Here is a 19,275-nt window from a genome sequence, read left to right on the forward strand (position 1 = left end):
TATCAGCGGCGCTCGACTCGGCGGAAACCGGGCGTAGCCTTTCATATATCGAACAAACGCCCGGCCCGTCAGGCCGGATCGGCCAGGATGGCAAAGGACTCCCACGGCGCAAGCTCGACCCGCCCGGATGCCTCGTGCCGCGGCGCGTGGGTCGCGATCAGGCACCGCCCCTCGGCGGCAAGCCCCTCGGGCAGATCGACCGCCACCCGGTCCGAGCCGAAATTGACGACCAGCGACAGCCGTGCGCCGTCGAGTTCGCGCGCATAGGCAAAGATCGCGGGGTGATCGACCAGGAACGGGATCGTCCTGCCGAAACAGACGATGTCGAGATCGCGCCGCAGCGCGATCAGGCGGCGGTAATGGGCGAATATGCCGTCGGGATCGGCCCGGTCGGCGGCGGCGTTGATATAGACGCGATTGGGGTTCACCTCGATCCACGGCTCGGCCTCGGTGAAACCCGCCTGCGGCCCCGCATCCCACTGGACCGGGGTGCGGGCATTGTCGCGCCCGTTTCGGTTGGCCCCGGCGAGGAAATCCTCGAGGCTCACCCCCGCCGCGCTCTGTTCGCGCCAATGACCCAGCGTCTCGAGATCGCGCAACTGGTCGAGCCGCTCGAAGGCCATGTTGGTCATGCCGATCTCTTCGCCCTGGTAGACGAAGGGCGTGCCCCTGAGCAGATGCAGCGCCGTCGCCATGCTGCGCGCGCAGTCGCGCCGGAACCGCCCGTCATCGCCCCAGATCGACAGGTGGCGCGGCAGGTCGTGGTTCGACCAGAACAGCGCGTTCCAGCCATCGTCGGACAGCGTCTCCTGCCAGTCGAACAGCACCCGCTTGAGCCGCGCGAGATCGAAGGGCAGCGGGCGGAACTTGCCGAACTCGGGGTCCCAGCCGGCTTTGACGTGGTTGAACTGGAACACCATGTCGATCTCGTCCCGGTCGCGGCCGCAATAATCCAGCGCCGTCTCGCGCGTGACCGACCAGCTTTCGCCGATGGTCAGCACGTCGCGCCCCGCCAGCGTCTCGCGGTGCATCTCGCGCAGGAACGGGTGCAGGTCCGGCCCCTCTTCGAACCGGCCCGCATCCACGTCCTTGCCGATGAGCGAGATCACGTCCATGCGGAACCCGGCGATGCCCTTGTCGAGCCACCAGTTCATCATGTCCCAGATGCGGGCGCGCAGATCGGGGTTCTGCCAGTTCAGATCGGGCTGGGCGGGGCTGAAATAGCCCAGGTAATACTGGCCGATCTCGGGCACATAGGTCCAGGCCGACCCGCCGAAACAGGCGCCGAGGTCGCTGGGCGGCCCGCCATCGGGGGCGGGATCGCGCCAGACGTAAAGCGCGTGTTCGGGGCTGCCCGGATCCTCGCGCGCGCGGCGGAACCACTCGTGCCGGTCCGAGGTATGGTTGACCACCAGATCCATGACGATCCCGATATCGCGGGCGCGCGCCTCGGCCACCAACCGGTCGAAATCCTCCATGGTCCCGAACTCGGGCGCGATGGCGCGGTAATCCGAGATGTCATAGCCCGCATCGACCATCGGCGAGGCATAGACCGGCGACAGCCAGATGAACCCGATGCCGAGATCGCGCAGGTGATCCAGCCGCGACACGATCCCCGGAATGTCGCCCACCCCGTCGCCGTCGCTGTCGCGGAAACTGCGCGGCCAGACCTGGTATCCGGTGGCGCGGTGCCACCATCGGGGCGTCGGCGGGCGGCTCATGGGGCGTCCTTTCGTTGTGTCGCCCGAAATCCTAGGCCCGGCCGCGCCCCTGTCGAGCGGCGGCATCGGGGCCATGGCCACCCGCGCGGCAAATCGCTAAGGCTCGGCCCATGTCGGACAGCTTCCCGCTTTTCCTCGTCTGCCCTCCGGGGCTGGAGCCATTCCTCGCCGCCGAGGCGCGCGCGCTCGGCCTGCCCGACCCGCGCGAGGTGCCGGGCGGGGTCGAGACGCAGGGCGGCTGGCCCGAGATCGCGCGCGCGAACCTGTGGCTGCGGGGTGCCACGCGGGTGCTGCTGCGCCTGGCCGAGTTCCGCGCGCTGCATCTCGCGCAGCTCGACAAGCGCGCGCGCCGCGTCGATTGGGGCGCGGTGCTGCGCCCCGACATCCCCGTGCGGGTCGAGGCGAGTTGCCACCGCTCGCGCATCTACCACGACCGCGCGGCGGCGGGCCGCGTCGCGCGCGCCATCACGGAAACGCTGGGCGCCCCGGTCGCGGCGGAGGCGGCGGTGGTCGTCAAGCTCAGGATCGATGACGACCTCGCGACGATCTCGCTCGATACGACGGGCGAGAGCCTGCACAAGCGCGGCCACAAGCTCGACGCAGGCAAGGCACCGCTCCGCGAGACGACCGCGGCGCTGCTGCTGGGGGCCTGCGGGTTCGACGGCACCGAGACGGTGGTCGATCCGATGTGCGGCTCGGGCACGATCCCGATCGAGGCGGCGTCGATCGCGGCGGGGCTGGCGCCCGGCCGCGACAGGGGCTTCGCCTTTCACGACTTCGCGGGGTTCGACGCGGACGGTTGGGCGGCGACCCTGACCGACCTTTCGCCCCGCCCCACCGATTTGCGCTTTCACGGCTCGGACCGCGACAGCGGCGCGGTCGCGCGCGCGGCGGCCAATGCGACCCGCGCCGGGGTGGGCGATATCGCGCAGTTCGCCCGCGCCGCGATCAGCGACGCCGCGCCCCCCGAGGGGCCGCCGGGGCTTTTGCTGACCAACCCGCCCTACGGCGCGCGGATCGGCGACCGCAAGCTCCTCTTCGGGCTCTACGGCGCCTTCGGCGATGTGCTGCGCGCGCGGTTCCGGGGCTGGCGGGTGGGCTTCGTGACGAGCGATGCGGGGCTGGCGCGGGCCACGGGGCTCGACCTGCGCGAGGGGCCGCAATTCCGCCATGGCGGGCTGTCGATCCGGCTCTACCACGCGCGCCCCTGACCCTATCGGCGGTGCGTATCCGTCTTCTCTTTCCCAAATACCCACGACGCGACGCGGGATGCGCGCGGCGGCCCCGACAGTTTCGCGCAGCGGGGGGCCTTGCGGCTTTCGCCTTGTGTCGGGCGGGGCGGCCGCTTCGTAACTTGACGGAAGGCTGCGATTCTCGCGCATGGATGCTCTGGACGCGCGCGTCGCGGCTTGCAAAGCTGCGCGCACTTCGACCGGCGACACGTCCGGGCCGGCACCCTGCCGGGAACGAAGGACGACACAGGGAGACCGCGATGAATTACCGATCCACACTCGCCGTATCCGCCATGGCGCTCGCGCTGGCGGGCGGTATGGCGCAGGCCCAGCAGACGCTGGTCTATTGCTCCGAAGGCAGCCCCGAGGGCTTCGACCCGGCGCTCTACACCTCGGGCACGACGTTCGACGCGTCGAGCCACACCGTCTACAACCAGCTCGCCGAGTTCGAGACCGGCACCACCAATGTCGTGCCCGGCCTCGCCGAAAGCTGGGAGGTCGGCGAGGACGGCAAGAGCTTTACCTTCAAGCTGCGCCCCGGCGTCAAGTTTCACTCCAACGACCAGTTCACGCCCTCGCGCGACATGAATGCCGACGACGTGATCTATTCGTTCGAGCGCCAGAACGGCGAAGGCTCGTGGGAATACTTCAACGCCATGTCGATGCCCGACCTGATCGAATCGATCGAAAAGGTCGACGACATGACCGTGCGCTTCAACCTGACCCGCGCCGAGGCGCCCTTCATCGCGAACATGGCGATGGATTTCGCCTCGATCGTGTCCAAGGAATACGCCGACGCCATGGAAGAGGCCGGCACCCCCGAGATGCTGAACCAGCGTCCCATCGGCACCGGTCCCTTCGTCTTCGAGGATTACCAGACCGACGCCGTGATCCGCTACTCCAAGAACCAGGATTACTGGCAGGACGGGCTGCCCAAGGTCGACAATCTCGTCTTTGCGATCACGCCGGACGCGAGCGTGCGGCTCCAGCGGCTCCAGGCGGGCGAATGCCACGTCATGCCCTACCCCAACCCCGCCGATATCGACTCGATCCGCGCGAATACCGATCTCGAGCTCCTCGACCAGGAAGGCCTGAACGTCGGCTATCTCGCCTACAACACGCAGCAGGCGCCCTTCGACAATCCCAAGGTGCGCAAGGCGCTGAACATGGCCATCGACAAGAGCGCCATCATCGACGTGATCTTCCAGGGGCAGGCCGAACAGGCCAAGAACCCGATCCCGCCGACGATGTGGTCCTATAACGACGCCATCGAGGATGACGGCTACGACCCCGAGGCCGCGCGCGCCATGCTCGAGGAAGAGGGCGTGACCGACCTGTCGATGAAGGTCTGGGCGATGCCGGTGCAGCGTCCCTACAACCCCAATGCCCGCCGCATGGCCGAGCTCATCCAGGAGGATTTCTCGGAGGTCGGCGTCGATGTCGAGATCGTGTCCTACGAGTGGGGCGAGTATCTCGAGCGGTCCAAGGCTACGGATCGCGACGGCGCGGTTCTTCTGGGGTGGACGGGCGACAATGGCGACCCGGACAACTTCCTCGCGGTGCTGCTGGGCTGCGACGCGGTCGGCGGATCGAACCGGGCGCAGTGGTGCAACGAGGAGTTCGACTCGATCGTGCAGGAGGCCAAGACGATCAACGACCAGTCCGAGCGGGCCAAGATGTACGAAGAGGCGCAGCGCATCTTCAAGGACCAGGCGCCCTGGGCCACCATCGCGCATTCGGTGGTGTTCATGCCGGTGCGCTCCGAGGTCGAGGACTACATCGTGCACCCGCTGGGCGGGCACCTGTTCGACACCGTCAGCCTGAACTCCGACGGCTGAACCAAGGGACGGGGGGCGCCGCGGCGTCCCCCGTTTTTCCACGACATGACAGACAGATACGCCCCGTTCCGCGACCTCGCCCGACAGATCGGGGTCGATGCCGTGGCCCTCGTTCCGGGGCCCAATTTCGCGCGCCTGATGCGCCATGATTTCCACACCAGCGAACGCCCGCTGGTGCTGATGATCCCGGCCGAGGGGCCGCCCGCGGCCATCGTGCCCAATCTCGAACTCGGCTCGTGGGAGCCGCTGGGGTTCGAGGGCGAGACTTTCGACTGGCGCGACCAGACCGGCTATGCGGATGCGTTCGCCGCGCTGGCCGCGCATATGCCGCTGCGCTCGGTCGCGGTCGAGGGACAGGTTATGCGGGTCTTCGTGCATCACGCGTTGCGCCGCGCCTATGGCGATCTCGAGATCCGCGACGCCGAGGCGGCGATCAGCGGGCTGCGCATCGCCAAGACCGCCGACGAGATCGCCGCGCTGGAACGCGCCATCGCCATATCCGAGGCCGCATTGGCCGAGGTGCTCGACAGCGTCCGCGTCGGCCAGACCGAGACCGAGATCGAATCGCGACTGCTGGGCGCGCTTTTCGCCCATGGCGCGCAGGGGCTCGCCTTTGCGCCCATCGTGGCGGCGGGCGACAACTCGGCCCGGCCCCATGCCCATGCGCGGCCCGATTACCGGATCGCGGCGGGCGACGCGCTGCTTCTGGATTTCGGCGCGCGCTGGGGCGGGCTTTGCGCCGACATCACGCGCACCGTCTTTGTCGGCGCGCCCTCGGACGAGGCGCGCGCGGTCTATGACACCGTGCTGCGCGCCAATCTGGCCGGACATGCGGCCACGTGCCCCGGCGCGACGGCCCACGATATCGACGATGCCGTGACCGGGGTGCTGGAAGCCTCGCCCTTCGCCGAGCGTATCCGCACCAAGACGGGGCACGGCCTGGGCCGCGAGGTTCACGAGGCGCCCTATATCATGCGGGGCAATCACGCCGTGCTGGAACCGGGCTGCGTCTTCACCAACGAGCCGGGTCTCTACCTGCCCGGAGGCTTCGGCGTGAGGATCGAGGACGACATTCTCGTAACGGAAACCGGCAGCCGGTCGTTGACCTCGTTCCCGAAAGACCTGATGACCGTGGGATGCTGAGATTCCTCCTGACCCGGCTGGGCACATTCGTTCCGACCTTCATCGGCGTGACGATCATCTCCTTCGCCTTCATCCGCGTCCTGCCCGGCGATCCGATCATCGTCATGGCGGGCGAACGCGGCATGACCGAAGAGCGTTACCTCGAGCTGCGCGAGCAATTCGGCTTCGACCGGCCGCTGCTCGTGCAGTACTGGGAATATCTCACGGGCATCCTGCAGGGCGATCTGGGCACGTCCTTCGTGACGAATCGCCCCGTCTGGGACCAGTTTTTCTCGCTGTTTCCCGCCACGCTCGAGCTGTCGCTCTGCGCCATCGTCATCGCCGTGGCGCTGGGCTTGCCCGCCGGGGTGATCGCCGCGGTCTATCGCGGCAAGTTCTTCGACCGGGCGCTGATGACCACCGCGCTGGTGGGCTATTCGATGCCGATCTTCTGGTGGGCGCTGCTGCTCATCATCGTGTTCTCGGGCAACCTCGGCTGGACGCCGGTCTCGGGGCGGATCGGACTTTTGTATTTCTTCGACACGCCCACGGGCTTCATGCTGATCGACAGCGCCATGTCGGGGCAGGACGGCGCGCTGCGCAGTGCCATCAGCCACCTGATCCTGCCCTCTTTCGTGCTGGCGACGATCCCGCTGGCGGTGATCGCACGACAGACGCGCTCCGCCATGCTCGAGGTCCTGTCCGAGGATTACATCCGCACCGCCCGCGCCAAGGGGCTGTCGCCCGGCCGGGTGAACGGGCTGCACGCGCTGCGCAACGCGCTGATCCCGGTCGTGACCGTGATCGGCCTGTCGGTCGGCACGCTGCTGGCCGGGGCCATCCTGACCGAGACGATCTTTTCCTGGCCGGGCATCGGCAAGTGGATGGTCGATTCGATCTATCGCCGCGACTATCCCGTGGTGCAGGGCGGGCTGCTGATGATCGCGGTGATCGTGATGATCGTGAACCTCGTGGTCGACATGCTCTACGGCCTCATCAACCCCAAGATCAGGAAGCGCTGAGATGGCCGACGCCTCCTCCCAGACCGGCCGCACGCTCATCGACGCCGACCGCCCCGGCCGCCTTGCCGAGTTCTGGAGCTATTTCCGCGAGAACCGAGGCGCGGTGATCGGGCTCTATGTCTTTACCGCGTTCCTGCTCACGGCGATCTTCGCCCCGTTGCTGGCGCCTTACGATCCGTCGCAGCAGTTCCGCGAGGCGACGCTCCAGCCGCCCGTGTGGCAGGATGGGGGCACATGGGCCTTTCCGCTGGGCACCGACGCGGTCGGGCGCGACATGCTGAGCCGCCTGATCTTCGGGGCGCGGTTCTCGTTCTTCGTGGGCATCGTCGTCGTGGTCGTGGCGGCCACGGGCGGCATCCTGATCGGGCTCATCGCCGGGTTCGCGCCGAAATGGCTCGACACGCTCATCATGCGGCTGATGGATATCATCCTCGCCTTTCCGTCGCTTCTGCTGGCGCTGGTGCTGGTGGCGATCCTGGGGCCCACGCTGCTCAACGCGATGATCGCCATCGCGCTGGTGTTGCAGCCCCATTACGTCCGCCTGACGCGTGCCAGCGTGCTGAGCGAGCGGGCCAAGGATTACGTCACCTCGGCGCGGGTCGCGGGCGCGGGGCGGGTGCGGATGATGTTCGTCACCGTCCTGCCCAACTGCCTGTCGCCGATCATCGTGCAGGCGGCCCTGTCATTCTCGACCGCCATCCTCGACGCGGCCGCGCTGGGGTTCCTCGGGATGGGCGCGCAGCCGCCGACGCCCGAATGGGGCACCATGCTGGCCGATGCACGCGAATTCGTGCTGCGCGCGTGGTGGGTCGTGACATTCCCCGGCATCGCGATCCTCGTGACGGTGCTGGCGATCAACCTGATGGGCGACGGGCTGCGCGACGCGCTCGACCCCAAGCTGAAGCGGAGCTGACCCCGTGAGCCTACTCAAGATCCGTAACCTGGGCGTCGAGTTCCCGACCGCGGGCGGCCCCTTCAAGGCCGTGGACGGCGTCGACGTGGATGTTGCCGCGGGCGAGATCCTCGCCATCGTGGGCGAATCGGGCTCGGGCAAATCGGTGTCGATGCTGGCGACGATGGGGCTGTTGCCCTGGACGGCCACCGTCACCGCCGACGAGCTGAGCTTTGATGGCCGCGACCTGCGCCGGATGCCCCCCCGCGAGCGGCGCAACCTGATCGGCGCGGACCTCGCCATGATCTTTCAAGAGCCGATGTCGTCGCTCAACCCCTGTTTCACGGTGGGTTTCCAGATCCGCGAGGCCCTGCGCAAACATACCGACCTGACGCGCGAGGGGCGGCACAAGCGCTGCGTCGAGCTGTTCGAGATGGTCGGCATCCCCGACCCCGAACGGCGGCTCAAGGCGTTCCCGCACCAGCTTTCGGGGGGGATGAACCAGCGGGTGATGATCGCCATGGCGCTGTCGTGCCGCCCGCGCCTGCTGATCGCCGACGAGCCGACGACCGCGCTCGACGTCACGATCCAGGCGCAGATCCTCGACCTGCTGACCGGGCTTCAGAAAGAGACCGGGATGGGGCTGATCCTCATCACGCATGACATGGGCGTCGTCGCCGAAACCGCCGAACGGGTGGCCGTGCAATATGCGGGCCAGAAGGTCGAGGATCAGCCGGTGGGCGACCTCTTCGACCACCCCCACCATCCCTATACCGCCGCGCTGCTCGCCGCCCTGCCCGAGCGCGCCACCGAAAAGCGGCTGCCGACCATTCCCGGCGTCGTGCCGGGCCAGCACGACCGGCCGGCGGGCTGCCTGTTCAGCCCGCGCTGCAAGTTCGCCGACGAGCGGTGCCATACCGTGCCGCCGCCGGTCCAGCCCCCCGCCATCGGGCAGGCGCGCTGCCATTACCCGCTCGACGTGCCCGCCCATGCCGAACAGGTGAGCGCATGAGCGACGCCGCCACCGCCGCCCGCCCCGTCATCGAGGCCGAGAACCTCGCGCGCCGCTACGAGGTCGGCGGCGGGCTGTTCCGCGAGCCGGGCATCGTCCGCGCGGTCGAAGATACGTCCTTTGCCGTCCATGCGGGCAAGACGCTTGCCGTCGTGGGGGAATCGGGCTGCGGGAAATCCACGCTCGCCCGGCTCGTGACCATGATCGAGGCGCCCAGCGCCGGGCGGTTCAGCATCGACGGGGTCGAGGTCACGCCCGAGCGGTGGGCCGAACTGCGCAGCGACGTGCAGATCGTGTTCCAGGACCCTTACGGGTCGCTCAACCTGCGCCAGCGCGTCGGCGCCATCCTGGAGGAGCCGCTCAAGATAAACCGCCCCCGGATGAAGGCGGCCGAGCGGCAGGAAAAGGGGCGCGAGATGATGCGCCTCGTCGGTCTGCGCGAAGAGCATTACGACCGCTATCCGCACATGTTCTCGGGCGGGCAGCGGCAGCGCATCGCGGTGGCGCGCGCGCTGATGCTCGAGCCCAAGCTGCTGGTGCTGGACGAGCCGGTTTCCGCGCTCGACCTGTCGATCCAGAGCCAGATCCTCAACCTGCTGAACGACCTGCAACAGCGCATGAACCTGGCCTACCTGTTCATCAGCCACGATCTGAGCGTCGTGCGCCATGTCGCCGACGATATCCTCGTGATGTATCTGGGCCGCCCGGTGGAGTTCGGCCCGAAATCCGAGATCTTCGATGCGCCGCGCCATCCCTATACCAAGGCGCTGATCTCGGCCACGCCCTCGGCCGATCCCTCGCGCCGGCAGGAACGGATCAAGCTGGTCGGCGAATTGCCCTCGCCGCTGAACGTGCCGCCCGGCTGTCCCTTTGCCCCGCGCTGCTGGAAGGCCGAGGATACCTGCCGCGAGAACCGCCCCCGGATGGAAGGTGCGCCCCACCCCGCCGCCTGTTTCTTTCCCGAGGCCTGAGGCCGCGCGCGCCCCGCTCAGGCGGCGGATTTCTCGGGGAACAACGCGCCCGCCATCGGGGCGATGACCCGCGTGACCAGCGGGATCAGCGCCGCGCCGAGCACCAGCCCGATCACGCCGTCGAGCGCGGCGGTCACGACCCATTCCACGGTGCCGCGCAGCCCCTCGCCCACCCCCGAGGCCGCCGCCACGGCGATGCCATGAATGATCTCGGTGGGCGCGTGCCAGCCCAGTTCGTGCAGGCCATGCACGATGATCGAGCCGCCGACCCAGATCATCGCGGCGGTGCCCACGACGACGAGCAGCGTCAGGACATGGGGCATCGCCTTGACGATGAAGCGGCCCAGGGCGCGCGTCGCGGCCAGCCGCCCCTTTTGCGCCAGCGCGAGCCCGGCATCGTCGGCCTTCACGATGATGCCGACGACACCGTAGACGGCCACGGTGATGATGATGGCGGCGACAGCCAGCGCGCCCGCGCGCAGCCAGAGCGACTGGTCGGGCGGCAGGGCCGACAGGACGATCGTCATGATCTCGGCCGAAAGGATGAAGTCGGTCTTGACCGCGCCGCGCACCTTGCGCTCTTCGAGCGCGGCGCCGCTGGCCTTTTGCTGTACCAGTTCTTCGGTGCCGTGATCCGAGGGGTTGATCTTGTGCCAGACCTTCTCTGCCCCCTCGAAACAGAGATAGGCCCCGCCCAGCATCAGCAGGGGCGGGATCGCCCATGGCGCGAACGAGGCGAGCAGCAGCGCGATGGGCAGCAGGATCACGAGCTTGTTGAAGAACGAGCCGCGCGCGATCTTCCACACGATGGGAATCTCGCGTTCGGCCGAAAAGCCCTGAACGTATTTCGGCGTCACGGCCGCATCGTCGATGACCGCGCCGGCGGCCTTGCTCGATGCCTTGACGGCCTGGCCCACGACATCGTCGACCGAAGCGCTGGCGACCTTGGCGATGGCCGCCACGTCATCGAGTAGCGCGATCAATCCGCTCATGCGTGCCGTTCCCTCTTGTCCCGCCCCCGATCATAGCGCGCGGATGGCGCGCCGGAAACACGGCCCGCGTCAGTCGTCCCAGTCGGGCGCGACGCTCTCGGGCGAAATGATGCGCCCGCCGGGCCCGGCCAGCGCGTCGATCTCGGCGATCTCTTCGGCGCTGAGGCTCAGCTCGGCGGCGGCGAGGTTCGAGGCCAGCCGATCGGGATTGCCCGTCTTGGGCAGCACCACGGCATCGGGCTTGGACAGGATCCACGCCAGCGACACCTGCGCGGCGGTCGCGCCATGGGCCTCGGCGATGCGGGTCAGGGTCGGGTCGTCGACCACCTTGCCGCGGGCGAGCGGGGAATAGGCCTCGACCGGGATGCGCTCGGCCTGCATGTGAGCCAGCAGGGTGGACTGGTCGATGAAGGGGTGAAGCTCGACCTGGTTGGCGGCAAGCGGCGCGCGCAGGATCCCGCGCGCCTCTTTCAGCTGCGCCACGGTAAAGTTCGACACCCCGCCGAACCGCACCTTGCCCTCGTCGATCAGCGCGTCGAGCACCGGCAGCGTTTCCGACAGCGGCACCTCGCGCGACGGCCAGTGCAGCAGCAAGAGGTCGATATGGCCGATATCGAGGCGGCGAAGCGATTCTTCGGCCGCGCGGCGGAACTCGTCGGGGGCGAAACGGTCGGGCAGGATCTTGGTCGTGACGAAGATCTCGTCGCGCGGGGTCTCGGCCGCACGCACCCCCTGCCCCACCTCGGCCTCGTTGCCATAGACCTGCGCGGTGTCGATATGGCGGTAACCTTCGGATATGGCGGCGCGCACCAGCGCGGCGGTCGCGCCGCGCTCCATCTCGAAGGTTCCGAGCCCGAGGCTCGGGATCGCGGCGGGGCCGATGGGTGTGACAGGCATATGGGGTTCCCTCGATTGTGGCTGACGCGCCAAGCCGCCGAGCGGCGGAATTGTTCCGCCGGTCAGCCCGGCGCGCTCCACGCCGCGTCCTTCACCGCCTCCATCGCGACAAAGGTGGACGTGTGCGAGACATGCGGCAGCGCCGAGATCCCGGTCGCCATGACCGCGCGATAGCTGGCCATGTCGGCGGTGCGCACCTTGAGCAGGTAGTCGAACCGCCCGGCGATGAGGTGGCATTGCTCGATCTCGGGAATCCGGCGCGCCGCCCGGTTGAAGGCCGCCAGCGCCGTTTCGCGCGTGTCCGACAGCGTCACCTCGACAAAGGCGACATGCTCGCGATGCAGCTTCACCGGGTCGATCAGGGCGCGATAGCCCGTGATGACCCCGTCATCCTCGAGCCGTTTCAGCCGCGCCTGCACCGGGCTTTTCGACAGGCCCACACGCCCGGCGAGGTCGGTGACGCTGATGCGCCCCTCGCTGCCCAGCACATCGAGAATCGCCAGGTCGAACCGGTCGAGCGCGCGCCCGCTTTCCGCCATGATCGCCCCCGTTTTTCGGTCGATCCGCCCGGCCGCGGGCGCATCTGCAGTCTGTTCGCCCGCTCAATTCGCTCTAATCTCATGCGGATAGCAAGAGGGCGCGCGCCATGGACGATTTGACGAAGTTGCTGATACCCGATCTGCCGCGCGGCCCATATCCCGACGCGGACAAGGTGCTGGACAAGCTGGTGGACCAGGCCGACCTGTCCCCGACAGAGCGCGAGCGCATCGTCGCCCGCGCCGCCGCCTATGTGCGCCGCCTGCGCGAGATGGACCGCCCCGGACTGATGGAATCGTTCCTGGCCGAATACGGGCTGTCCACCGACGAGGGCATCGCGCTGATGTGCCTCGCCGAGGCGCTGCTGCGCGTGCCCGACGCGCCCACCATCGACGCGCTGATCGAGGACAAGATCGCGCCCGGCGAATGGTCCGCGCATCTGGGCAAATCGTCCTCGTCGCTGGTCAACGCCTCGACCTGGGGGCTGATGCTGACCGGTCGGATGCTGGACGACGACGACACCGCGCCGCTCAGGTCGCTGCGCGGCGCGCTGCGGCGCCTGGGCGAGCCGGTGATCCGACAGGCAGTCAAGCGCGCCATGCGCGAGATGGGCCGCCAGTTCGTGCTGGGCGAGGACATGGACCGCGCGCTCGAACGGGCGGCGAAACAGCAGCAAAAGGGCTATACCTACAGCTACGACATGCTGGGCGAGGCCGCGCGCACCTATGGCGATGCCGACCGCTATCGCCGCGCCTATTCCGACGCCATCGATCGCATGGCCGAGCATGCGACCCATGGCGACATCGCCCGCAATCCCGGCATCTCGGTCAAGTTCTCGGCCCTGCATCCCCGCTACGAAATCGCGCAGGCCGACCGGGTGCTGGACGAGCTGGTGCCCGTCGTGGCCGATCTCGCCGCCAAGGCCGCCAAGCTCAAGATCGGGTTCAACGTCGACGCCGAAGAGGCCGACCGCCTGACCATGTCGCTCGAGGTGATCGAGCGCGTGCTGAGCGACGACCGCCTCGCCGGCTGGGACGGGTTCGGCATCGTGGTGCAGGCCTACGGCCCCCGCGCCGACGTGGCCATCGACTGGATCGCCGAGGCCGCCGAACGCCACGGTCGCAAGCTGATGGTGCGGCTGGTCAAGGGCGCCTATTGGGACAGCGAGATCAAGCGCGCCCAGGTCGCGGGCCTGCCGCGGTTCCCGGTCTTTGCCCGCAAGGCGGCGACCGATGTGAGCTTTATCGCCAACGCGGCCAAGCTGCTGCGCCTGCGCGACCGGATCTATCCCCAGCTTGCCACGCATAACGCCCATTCGGTCTGTGCCGTGCTGCATATCGCCGACAAGCTCGGCGCCCGTCGCGACGAGTTCGAGTTCCAGCGCCTGCACGGCATGGGCGAGGCGCTGCACGACATGGTGATGGCCGATCACGACACGCGCTGCCGCATCTACGCCCCCGTGGGCGCGCATCGCGACCTGCTGGCCTATCTCGTGCGGCGTCTGCTCGAGAACGGCGCCAATTCGAGCTTCGTCAACCAGATCGTCGACGAGGACGTGCCGCCCGAAACGGTGGCCGCCGATCCCTTTGCCACCCTGCCCGGCAATGCGCCCGTCACGCCCGGCACCGATATCTTCCTGCCCGAGCGCGAGAACGCGCGCGGATGGGATCTTGCCTGTGCCGAGCACCTTGAGGAAATCTTCGCCGCTCGCGATCCGTTCCGCGACACGAGCTTCGAGGGCGGGCCGCTGCTGGCCGTCGACCGCCCCGCGGGCGAGACCGCCGAGATCCGCAACCCCGCCCATCCCGACGAGATCGTGGGCCGCGTCACCTGGGCCAGCCCCGAGGATGCGAGCGCGGCGCTCGACGCCGCCGAGCCATGGCAGGCCGATGCCGCGACCCGCGCGGCCGTGCTGCGCCGCGCCGCCGACCTCTACGAAGAGCATTTCGGCGAACTCTTCGCCATTCTCGCGCGCGAGGCCGGCAAGACCATCCTCGACGCGGTGGCCGAACTGCGCGAGGCGGTCGATTTCCTGCGCTACTACGCCACCCGGATCGAGGATCTGGCGACCCCGCCCATGGGACGCTTCACCTGCATCTCGCCCTGGAACTTCCCGCTCGCCATCTTTACCGGCCAGATCGCCGCCGCTTTGGCCGCAGGCAACGCCGTGCTGGCCAAGCCCGCACCGCAGACGCCGCTGATCGCGACCCGTGCGACAAGGCTGCTGCACGAGGCCGGCGTGCCGCGTGCGGCACTGCAATTGCTGCCGGGCGGCACCGAGACCGGCGCGGCGCTGACGGGCGATGCGCGGGTGAACGGCGTGGCCTTCACCGGCTCGACCGCGACGGCGCGCAAGATCAAGCAGGCCATGGCCGAGCATTGCGATCCTTCGGCGGTGCTGATCGCCGAGACGGGCGGGCTGAACGCGATGATCGTCGATAGCACCGCCCTGCCCGAACAGGCGGTCGCGGCGCTGCTGCAATCGGCCTTCCAATCGGCCGGGCAACGCTGTTCGGCCTGCCGCTGCGTCTATGTGCAAGAGGATATCGCCGAGGATTTCATCGAGATGCTCAAGGGCGCGATGGACGCGTTCCGGCTCGACGATCCGTGGCACCTGCGCTCCGACAGCGGGCCGCTCATCGACGCCGAGGCGCATCGCAACATCGCCGACTATGTCGCGGCGGCCGAGGCCGAGGGGCGGCTGCTCCACCAGATCGAGGCGCCCGAGCGGGGGCACTTCCTCGCGCCCTGCCTCATCGGGGTGAACTCGATCTCCGAGATGGAGCGCGAGGTCTTCGGCCCGGTGCTGCATGTGGCGACCTTCAAGGCCCGCGACATCGACCGCGTGATCGACGCGATCAACGGCACCGGCTACGGCCTGACCTTCGGGCTGCATACCCGCATCGACGACCGGGTCGAGCATGTGACCGACCGGATCGAGGCGGGCAACCTCTACGTGAACCGCAACCAGATCGGCGCCATCGTCGGCTCGCAGCCCTTCGGCGGCGAGGGGCTGTCGGGCACCGGGCCCAAGGCGGGCGGCCCGTTCTACCTGCCCCGTTTCGCGCAGCCCCATCATCCGCCGCGGCCGCAATCGCCAATTGACCTGCCCGGCCCGACGGGCGAATCGAACCGCCTCATGCTCAGGCCGCGCCCACCGGTGCTGTGCCTGGGGCCGACCGACCGGGACCGCGCGGCGCAGGCCGAGCAGGTCGAGGCGCTGGGCGGCGCGGCCGAGCGGCTGGCCTCGATCCCCGATCTCGAGACACGCGCACCCTTCGGGGCCGTGGTCTGGTGGGGCGACGACGAGACCGCCCGCGACATCGCGCGGCGGCTGGCCGCCCGCGACGGCCCGCTCATCGGGCTGGTGCGGGGCGATGTGACGGTGCCCGACGTGCTGCACGAACGGCATCTTTGCGTGGACACCACCGCCTCGGGCGGCAATGCCGCGCTGCTGGCCGAGGCCGCCCGCGCCGAGATCGGGGGCGATTGACGCCGCCCCCGTCTTCTCTTTGAAAAATACCCATGGCCGGACGCTTGACGCCGCGCGTCCGGCCCCCAACTCTTGGCGTCATGTTCCCCATCCGCGACCACAACCCCTCGAGCCGCGTGCCGGTCGTGACCTACGCGCTCATCGTGCTGAACGTGGTCGTCTTCGCCGCGACGGCGCCCTATCTGAACGATCTGCGCTTCATGGCGGATTGGGCGTTGATCCCTGCCCTTTCGGCGCCCTCGACCTTTCTCACCTCGCAATTCCTGCATGGCGGGCTGCTGCATCTCGCGGGCAACATGCTGTTTTTGTGGATTTTCGGCGACAATCTCGAGGACCGGATGGGCGCGCTGCCCTTTCTGGGCTTTTATCTGCTGTCGGGCGTCGCGGCCGGGCTGGGACAGGCCGCGTCCGAGCCGTCATCGACCATCCCGATGGTCGGCGCCTCGGGGGCGATCGCGGGCGTGATGGGCGGCTATCTGCTGCTGTTTCCGCGCGCGCGGGTCGATGTGCTTATCATCCTGATCGTGTTCTTCCGCGTCTTTCCCATCCCCGCCTGGGTCGTGCTGGGGATCTGGTTCACGATGCAGGTCGTCTCGGGCACCGCGACGCCGGGCGGGGTGGGCGGCGTCGCCTACTGGGCCCATGCGGGGGGGTTCGCCGCCGGTCTGCTGCTGACGATCCCGGTCTGGCTGTCATTCGGCGGCCCGGCCTTCTGGTCGCGCACGCGCGGACAGCCGCCGCATCCGCAGGCGACATATCCGCTGCGCCGCTCGACCGTCCCGCGGGCCGGGCGCCGCCGCTGAGCGGCGGGTCACTGCTGCCGCAGCAGCCTGGCGAGGCTGTCGAACATGTCGGCGTTGGCGGCGACGAGCGTTTCGCCGTCGAACACCGTCTCGCCCGCGATGGGCGCGGTCAGGCCGCCCGCCTCGCGCACCAGCAGCATCCCGGCCGCGACCTCCCAGGGGCGGACGCGCCGCTCCCAGTAGCCGTCGAACCGGCCGGCCGCGACATAGGCCAGGTCGAGCGAGGCCGCCCCCATCCGCCGAATGCCGCCCGAGGCGGGGGCGAGGCGGCCGAGATCCTTGAGCACCAGCGGCAGGTCGGCACGGGCGCCGCCCGGAATACCGGTCGCGAACACGCCCTCGATCAGCCGCCCGCGGCCCGAGACCCGCATCCGCGTATCGTTGAGAAACGCGCCCGCGCCCTTTTCGGCGCCGAACAGCTCGTTCTTGGCGGCGTCGAACACCACCGCGGCGACGATCTCGCCCTTGTGCTCGAGCGCGACCGAGATCGCCCAATGCGCGAGCCCGTGCGCGTAGTTCGCCGCGCCGTCCAGCGGATCGACGATCCAGCGGCGGGTGGGGTCGGTGCCGGCCACCTCCTCGGCGCCGCGGGCGAGCCAGCCGTAATTCGCCCGCTCGCCGCGCAGCGTCTCGGCCAGCGGGGCGGCGGCGGCCACCTCGGCCCGCGCGGCGAAATCGGCCGCACCGGCGGGGCTAACCTGAAGGTTCTCGAGTTCGCGGAAGTCGCGGACCAGCTTGCGGCCGGCGGCGCGGACGGCCTTGACCATGATGTTGATATTGGCGCTGCCCTGCATCTGCGGCTCCCGAAATGGCTTGGAGTGCGGACCTAAGCCCTTGCCCCCGGAATGCCAAGCCGGAGCGCGCGCCGGTCACTCGGCCGCGGGGCGGCGTTGCAGCTTGAGCGGTTCGGTCCGGGCCAGTCGCAGCAGATGCGCCATGAAGGGCAGCCGCGTGTCGTCGAGACGGGTGGCCGCAAAGAGCCGCTTGGTCACGCCGGTCTCGGTCAGCGGGCGGGTGACATAGTCGCCATCCATCCGCACGTCGCGCACCACCCAGTCCGGCAGGACCGCGACCCCGCGCTGCGAGGCGACGAGGATCAGGATCATCGCCGTCAGTTCGACCTGTCGGATGGCCGCGGGGGTGACGCCGGCGGGGCCGAGCAGTTCGGTGAACACGTCGAGCCGGCTGCGGTCGACGGGATAGGTGATGAGCGTCTGGTCGGCGAAATCCTCGGCCGTGACAAAGGGCCTGGCGGCAAGCGGGTGGTCCGAGGCCGCGACGAAGACCGGCTCGTAATCGAAGAGCGGCGTGAACTCGACCCCCTCGAGATCTTCGGGATCGGAGGACACGACGAGATCGACCTCTTCGCGTTGCAGCGCCGGCAGCGCGCCGAAGGCGAGGCCGGGGCGGATGTCGATATCGACATCGGGCCAGGCCCGGCGGAACTGTTCGAGCACGGGAAACAGCCACTCGAAACAGGCGTGGCATTCGATGGCGATATGCAGCCGCCCCGACCGCCCCGAGCGCAGCCCCGAGAACTCGGCCTCGAGCGCGGCCATCTCGGGCAGGATCCGCTCGGCCGCGCGGAGGAGCTTGAGCCCCGCCGCGGACAGGCGCAAGGGCTTGGCACGGCGCACGAAAAGCTCGACGCCCGCCTGATCCTCGATGGTCTTGACCTGGTGGCTCAGCGCGCTTTGCGTGATGTTGAGCCGCGACGCGGCGCGCGCCAGCCCGCCCTCGTCATGGATGGCCTTTACCGTCCGAAGGTGCCGGATCTCGATGTGCATACCCGCGCGGAACTCATGATCTAGTTTAGGATTATGAGTTTGTCTCACGCAGGACGACATGGGACAAGCGGGAAAGACATCCGGGGACGCCACCATGACGCGCATCAGTTTCGAGTTCTTTCCGCCCAAATCGCTCGAGGCGTCCTTCAGGCTGTGGGACACGATCCACAGCCTCGCGCCGCTGGCCCCGGATTTCGTGTCCGTCACCTATGGCGCGGGCGGCACCACCCGCAAGCTGACGCACGAGGCCGTCACCACGATCAACAAGGCCACGGGGCTGCGTGTCGCGGCGCACCTGACCTGCGTCGATGCCTCGCGGGCCGAGACGCTCGAGATCGCCGAAAGCTATTCGCAGGCGGGCATCACCGATCTGGTGGCGCTGCGCGGCGACATGCCGGGCGGCGGGGCGTTCCGCCGCCACGAGGACGGGTTCGCCAATTCGATCGAGTTGATCGAGGCGCTGGCCGCGACGGGCAAGTTCACCCTGCGCGTGGGCGCCTACCCCGACGGGCATCCCGAAAGCGCGTCGGCCGAGGCCAATGTCGAATGGCTCAAGCGCAAGATCGACGCGGGCGCGCAATCGGCCATCACGCAGTTCTTTTTCGAGACGGAGAGTTTCCTACGCTTCCGTGATCGCTGCGTCGCGGCCGGGATCACCGCGCCCATCGTGCCGGGCATCCTGCCCATCGAGAACTGGAAGGGCGTTCGCAAGTTCGCCGAAAGCTGCGGCACACCGATCCCCGCATGGGTCGAGGACGCCTTTGCCAAGGCCGAGCGCGACGATCGCAGCGACCTGCTGGCCACGTCGCTCTGCACCGAGATGTGCAGCGACCTTCTGGCCGAGGGCGTCGGGGATCTGCATTTCTATACGCTGAACAAGCCGAACCTGACCCGCGACGTGGTCTTTGCGCTCGGTCTCGCGCCCGAGCCGGCGTTGCAGCACGTCGCCTGAGGCT

General features: G+C 68.7%; 16 protein-coding genes. 10 read left to right on the forward strand and 6 right to left on the reverse strand.

Annotation, left to right across the window (positions count from 1 at the left end):
- Nucleotides 1-68 precede the first annotated feature (68 nt).
- Nucleotides 69-1,721: an alpha-glucosidase gene (locus E2L08_RS02135; protein ID WP_133395387.1), complete on the reverse strand. Its 1,653-nt coding sequence runs from the start codon at nt 1,719-1,721 to the stop codon at nt 69-71.
- Between the two features lie 110 nt (nt 1,722-1,831).
- On the opposite strand from E2L08_RS02135, the gene E2L08_RS02140 reads away from it, so the two are divergent.
- From E2L08_RS02140 to E2L08_RS02170, 7 genes are all read left to right on the forward strand, one after another.
- Nucleotides 1,832-2,932, forward strand: a complete 1,101-nt coding sequence (locus E2L08_RS02140; protein WP_133395388.1) for a THUMP domain-containing class I SAM-dependent RNA methyltransferase — start codon at nt 1,832-1,834, stop codon at nt 2,930-2,932.
- A gap of 281 nt (nt 2,933-3,213) precedes the next feature.
- The gene (locus E2L08_RS02145) at nt 3,214-4,791 is read left to right on the forward strand and encodes an ABC transporter substrate-binding protein (RefSeq protein ID WP_133395389.1); all 1,578 of its coding nucleotides are present in this window, start codon (nt 3,214-3,216) and stop codon (nt 4,789-4,791) included.
- A 45-nt stretch (nt 4,792-4,836) separates the two neighbouring features.
- Entirely contained in the window at nt 4,837-5,934 is a 1,098-nt protein-coding gene (locus E2L08_RS02150) for a M24 family metallopeptidase (RefSeq protein ID WP_133395390.1), read from the forward strand.
- On the forward strand, nt 5,928-6,935 hold the full coding sequence (locus tag E2L08_RS02155) for an ABC transporter permease subunit (protein ID WP_133395391.1): 1,008 nt from the start codon (nt 5,928-5,930) through the stop codon (nt 6,933-6,935). Before E2L08_RS02150 ends, E2L08_RS02155 begins: the two co-directional genes overlap by 7 nt.
- Nucleotide 6,936: 1 nt before the next feature.
- A complete protein-coding gene (locus E2L08_RS02160; protein WP_133395392.1) occupies nt 6,937-7,848 on the forward strand; it encodes an ABC transporter permease subunit in 912 nt (303 codons plus the stop codon).
- Nucleotides 7,849-7,852: 4 nt separating this feature from the next.
- Nucleotides 7,853-8,839: an ABC transporter ATP-binding protein gene (locus E2L08_RS02165; RefSeq protein WP_133395393.1), complete on the forward strand. Its 987-nt coding sequence runs from the start codon at nt 7,853-7,855 to the stop codon at nt 8,837-8,839.
- Nucleotides 8,836-9,810: an ABC transporter ATP-binding protein gene (locus tag E2L08_RS02170; RefSeq protein ID WP_133395394.1), complete on the forward strand. Its 975-nt coding sequence runs from the start codon at nt 8,836-8,838 to the stop codon at nt 9,808-9,810. The genes E2L08_RS02165 and E2L08_RS02170 overlap by 4 nt, the downstream gene beginning before the upstream one ends.
- A 17-nt stretch (nt 9,811-9,827) precedes the next feature.
- On the opposite strand, the gene E2L08_RS02175 is transcribed toward E2L08_RS02170, so the two are convergent.
- From E2L08_RS02175 to E2L08_RS02185, 3 genes are all read right to left on the reverse strand, one after another.
- Nucleotides 9,828-10,802: a DUF808 domain-containing protein gene (locus E2L08_RS02175; protein ID WP_133395395.1), complete on the reverse strand. Its 975-nt coding sequence runs from the start codon at nt 10,800-10,802 to the stop codon at nt 9,828-9,830.
- Nucleotides 10,803-10,871: 69 nt separating this feature from the next.
- The gene (locus E2L08_RS02180) at nt 10,872-11,699 is read right to left on the reverse strand and encodes an aldo/keto reductase (RefSeq protein ID WP_133395396.1); all 828 of its coding nucleotides are present in this window, start codon (nt 11,697-11,699) and stop codon (nt 10,872-10,874) included.
- Nucleotides 11,700-11,761: 62 nt separating this feature from the next.
- A complete protein-coding gene (locus E2L08_RS02185) occupies nt 11,762-12,238 on the reverse strand; it encodes an Lrp/AsnC family transcriptional regulator (RefSeq protein ID WP_133395397.1) in 477 nt (158 codons plus the stop codon).
- Between the two features lie 107 nt (nt 12,239-12,345).
- Here E2L08_RS02185 and putA point away from each other — a divergent pair, with 107 nt between their 5' ends.
- On the forward strand, nt 12,346-15,729 hold the full coding sequence (putA, locus tag E2L08_RS02190; protein WP_133395398.1) for a bifunctional proline dehydrogenase/L-glutamate gamma-semialdehyde dehydrogenase PutA: 3,384 nt from the start codon (nt 12,346-12,348) through the stop codon (nt 15,727-15,729).
- An 80-nt stretch (nt 15,730-15,809) separates the two neighbouring features.
- A complete protein-coding gene (locus E2L08_RS02195) occupies nt 15,810-16,532 on the forward strand; it encodes a rhomboid family intramembrane serine protease (protein WP_133395399.1) in 723 nt (240 codons plus the stop codon).
- Between the two features lie 8 nt (nt 16,533-16,540).
- Here E2L08_RS02195 and E2L08_RS02200 read toward each other — a convergent pair whose 3' ends face one another.
- Together E2L08_RS02200 and E2L08_RS02205 are read right to left on the reverse strand one after the other, a co-directional pair.
- Entirely contained in the window at nt 16,541-17,326 is a 786-nt protein-coding gene (locus E2L08_RS02200) for an inositol monophosphatase family protein (protein ID WP_133395400.1), read from the reverse strand.
- Between the two features lie 75 nt (nt 17,327-17,401).
- The gene (locus E2L08_RS02205) at nt 17,402-18,319 is read right to left on the reverse strand and encodes a LysR family transcriptional regulator (RefSeq protein WP_133395401.1); all 918 of its coding nucleotides are present in this window, start codon (nt 18,317-18,319) and stop codon (nt 17,402-17,404) included.
- Between the two features lie 94 nt (nt 18,320-18,413).
- Between E2L08_RS02205 and metF the strand changes: the two genes are divergently transcribed.
- Nucleotides 18,414-19,271, forward strand: a complete 858-nt coding sequence (gene metF / locus E2L08_RS02210; RefSeq protein WP_133395402.1) for a methylenetetrahydrofolate reductase [NAD(P)H] — start codon at nt 18,414-18,416, stop codon at nt 19,269-19,271.
- The last annotated feature ends 4 nt before the right edge of the window (nt 19,272-19,275 follow it).

It is taken from the genome of Palleronia sediminis (assembly GCF_004358695.1).
Lineage (GTDB): Bacteria > Pseudomonadota > Alphaproteobacteria > Rhodobacterales > Rhodobacteraceae > Palleronia > Palleronia sediminis.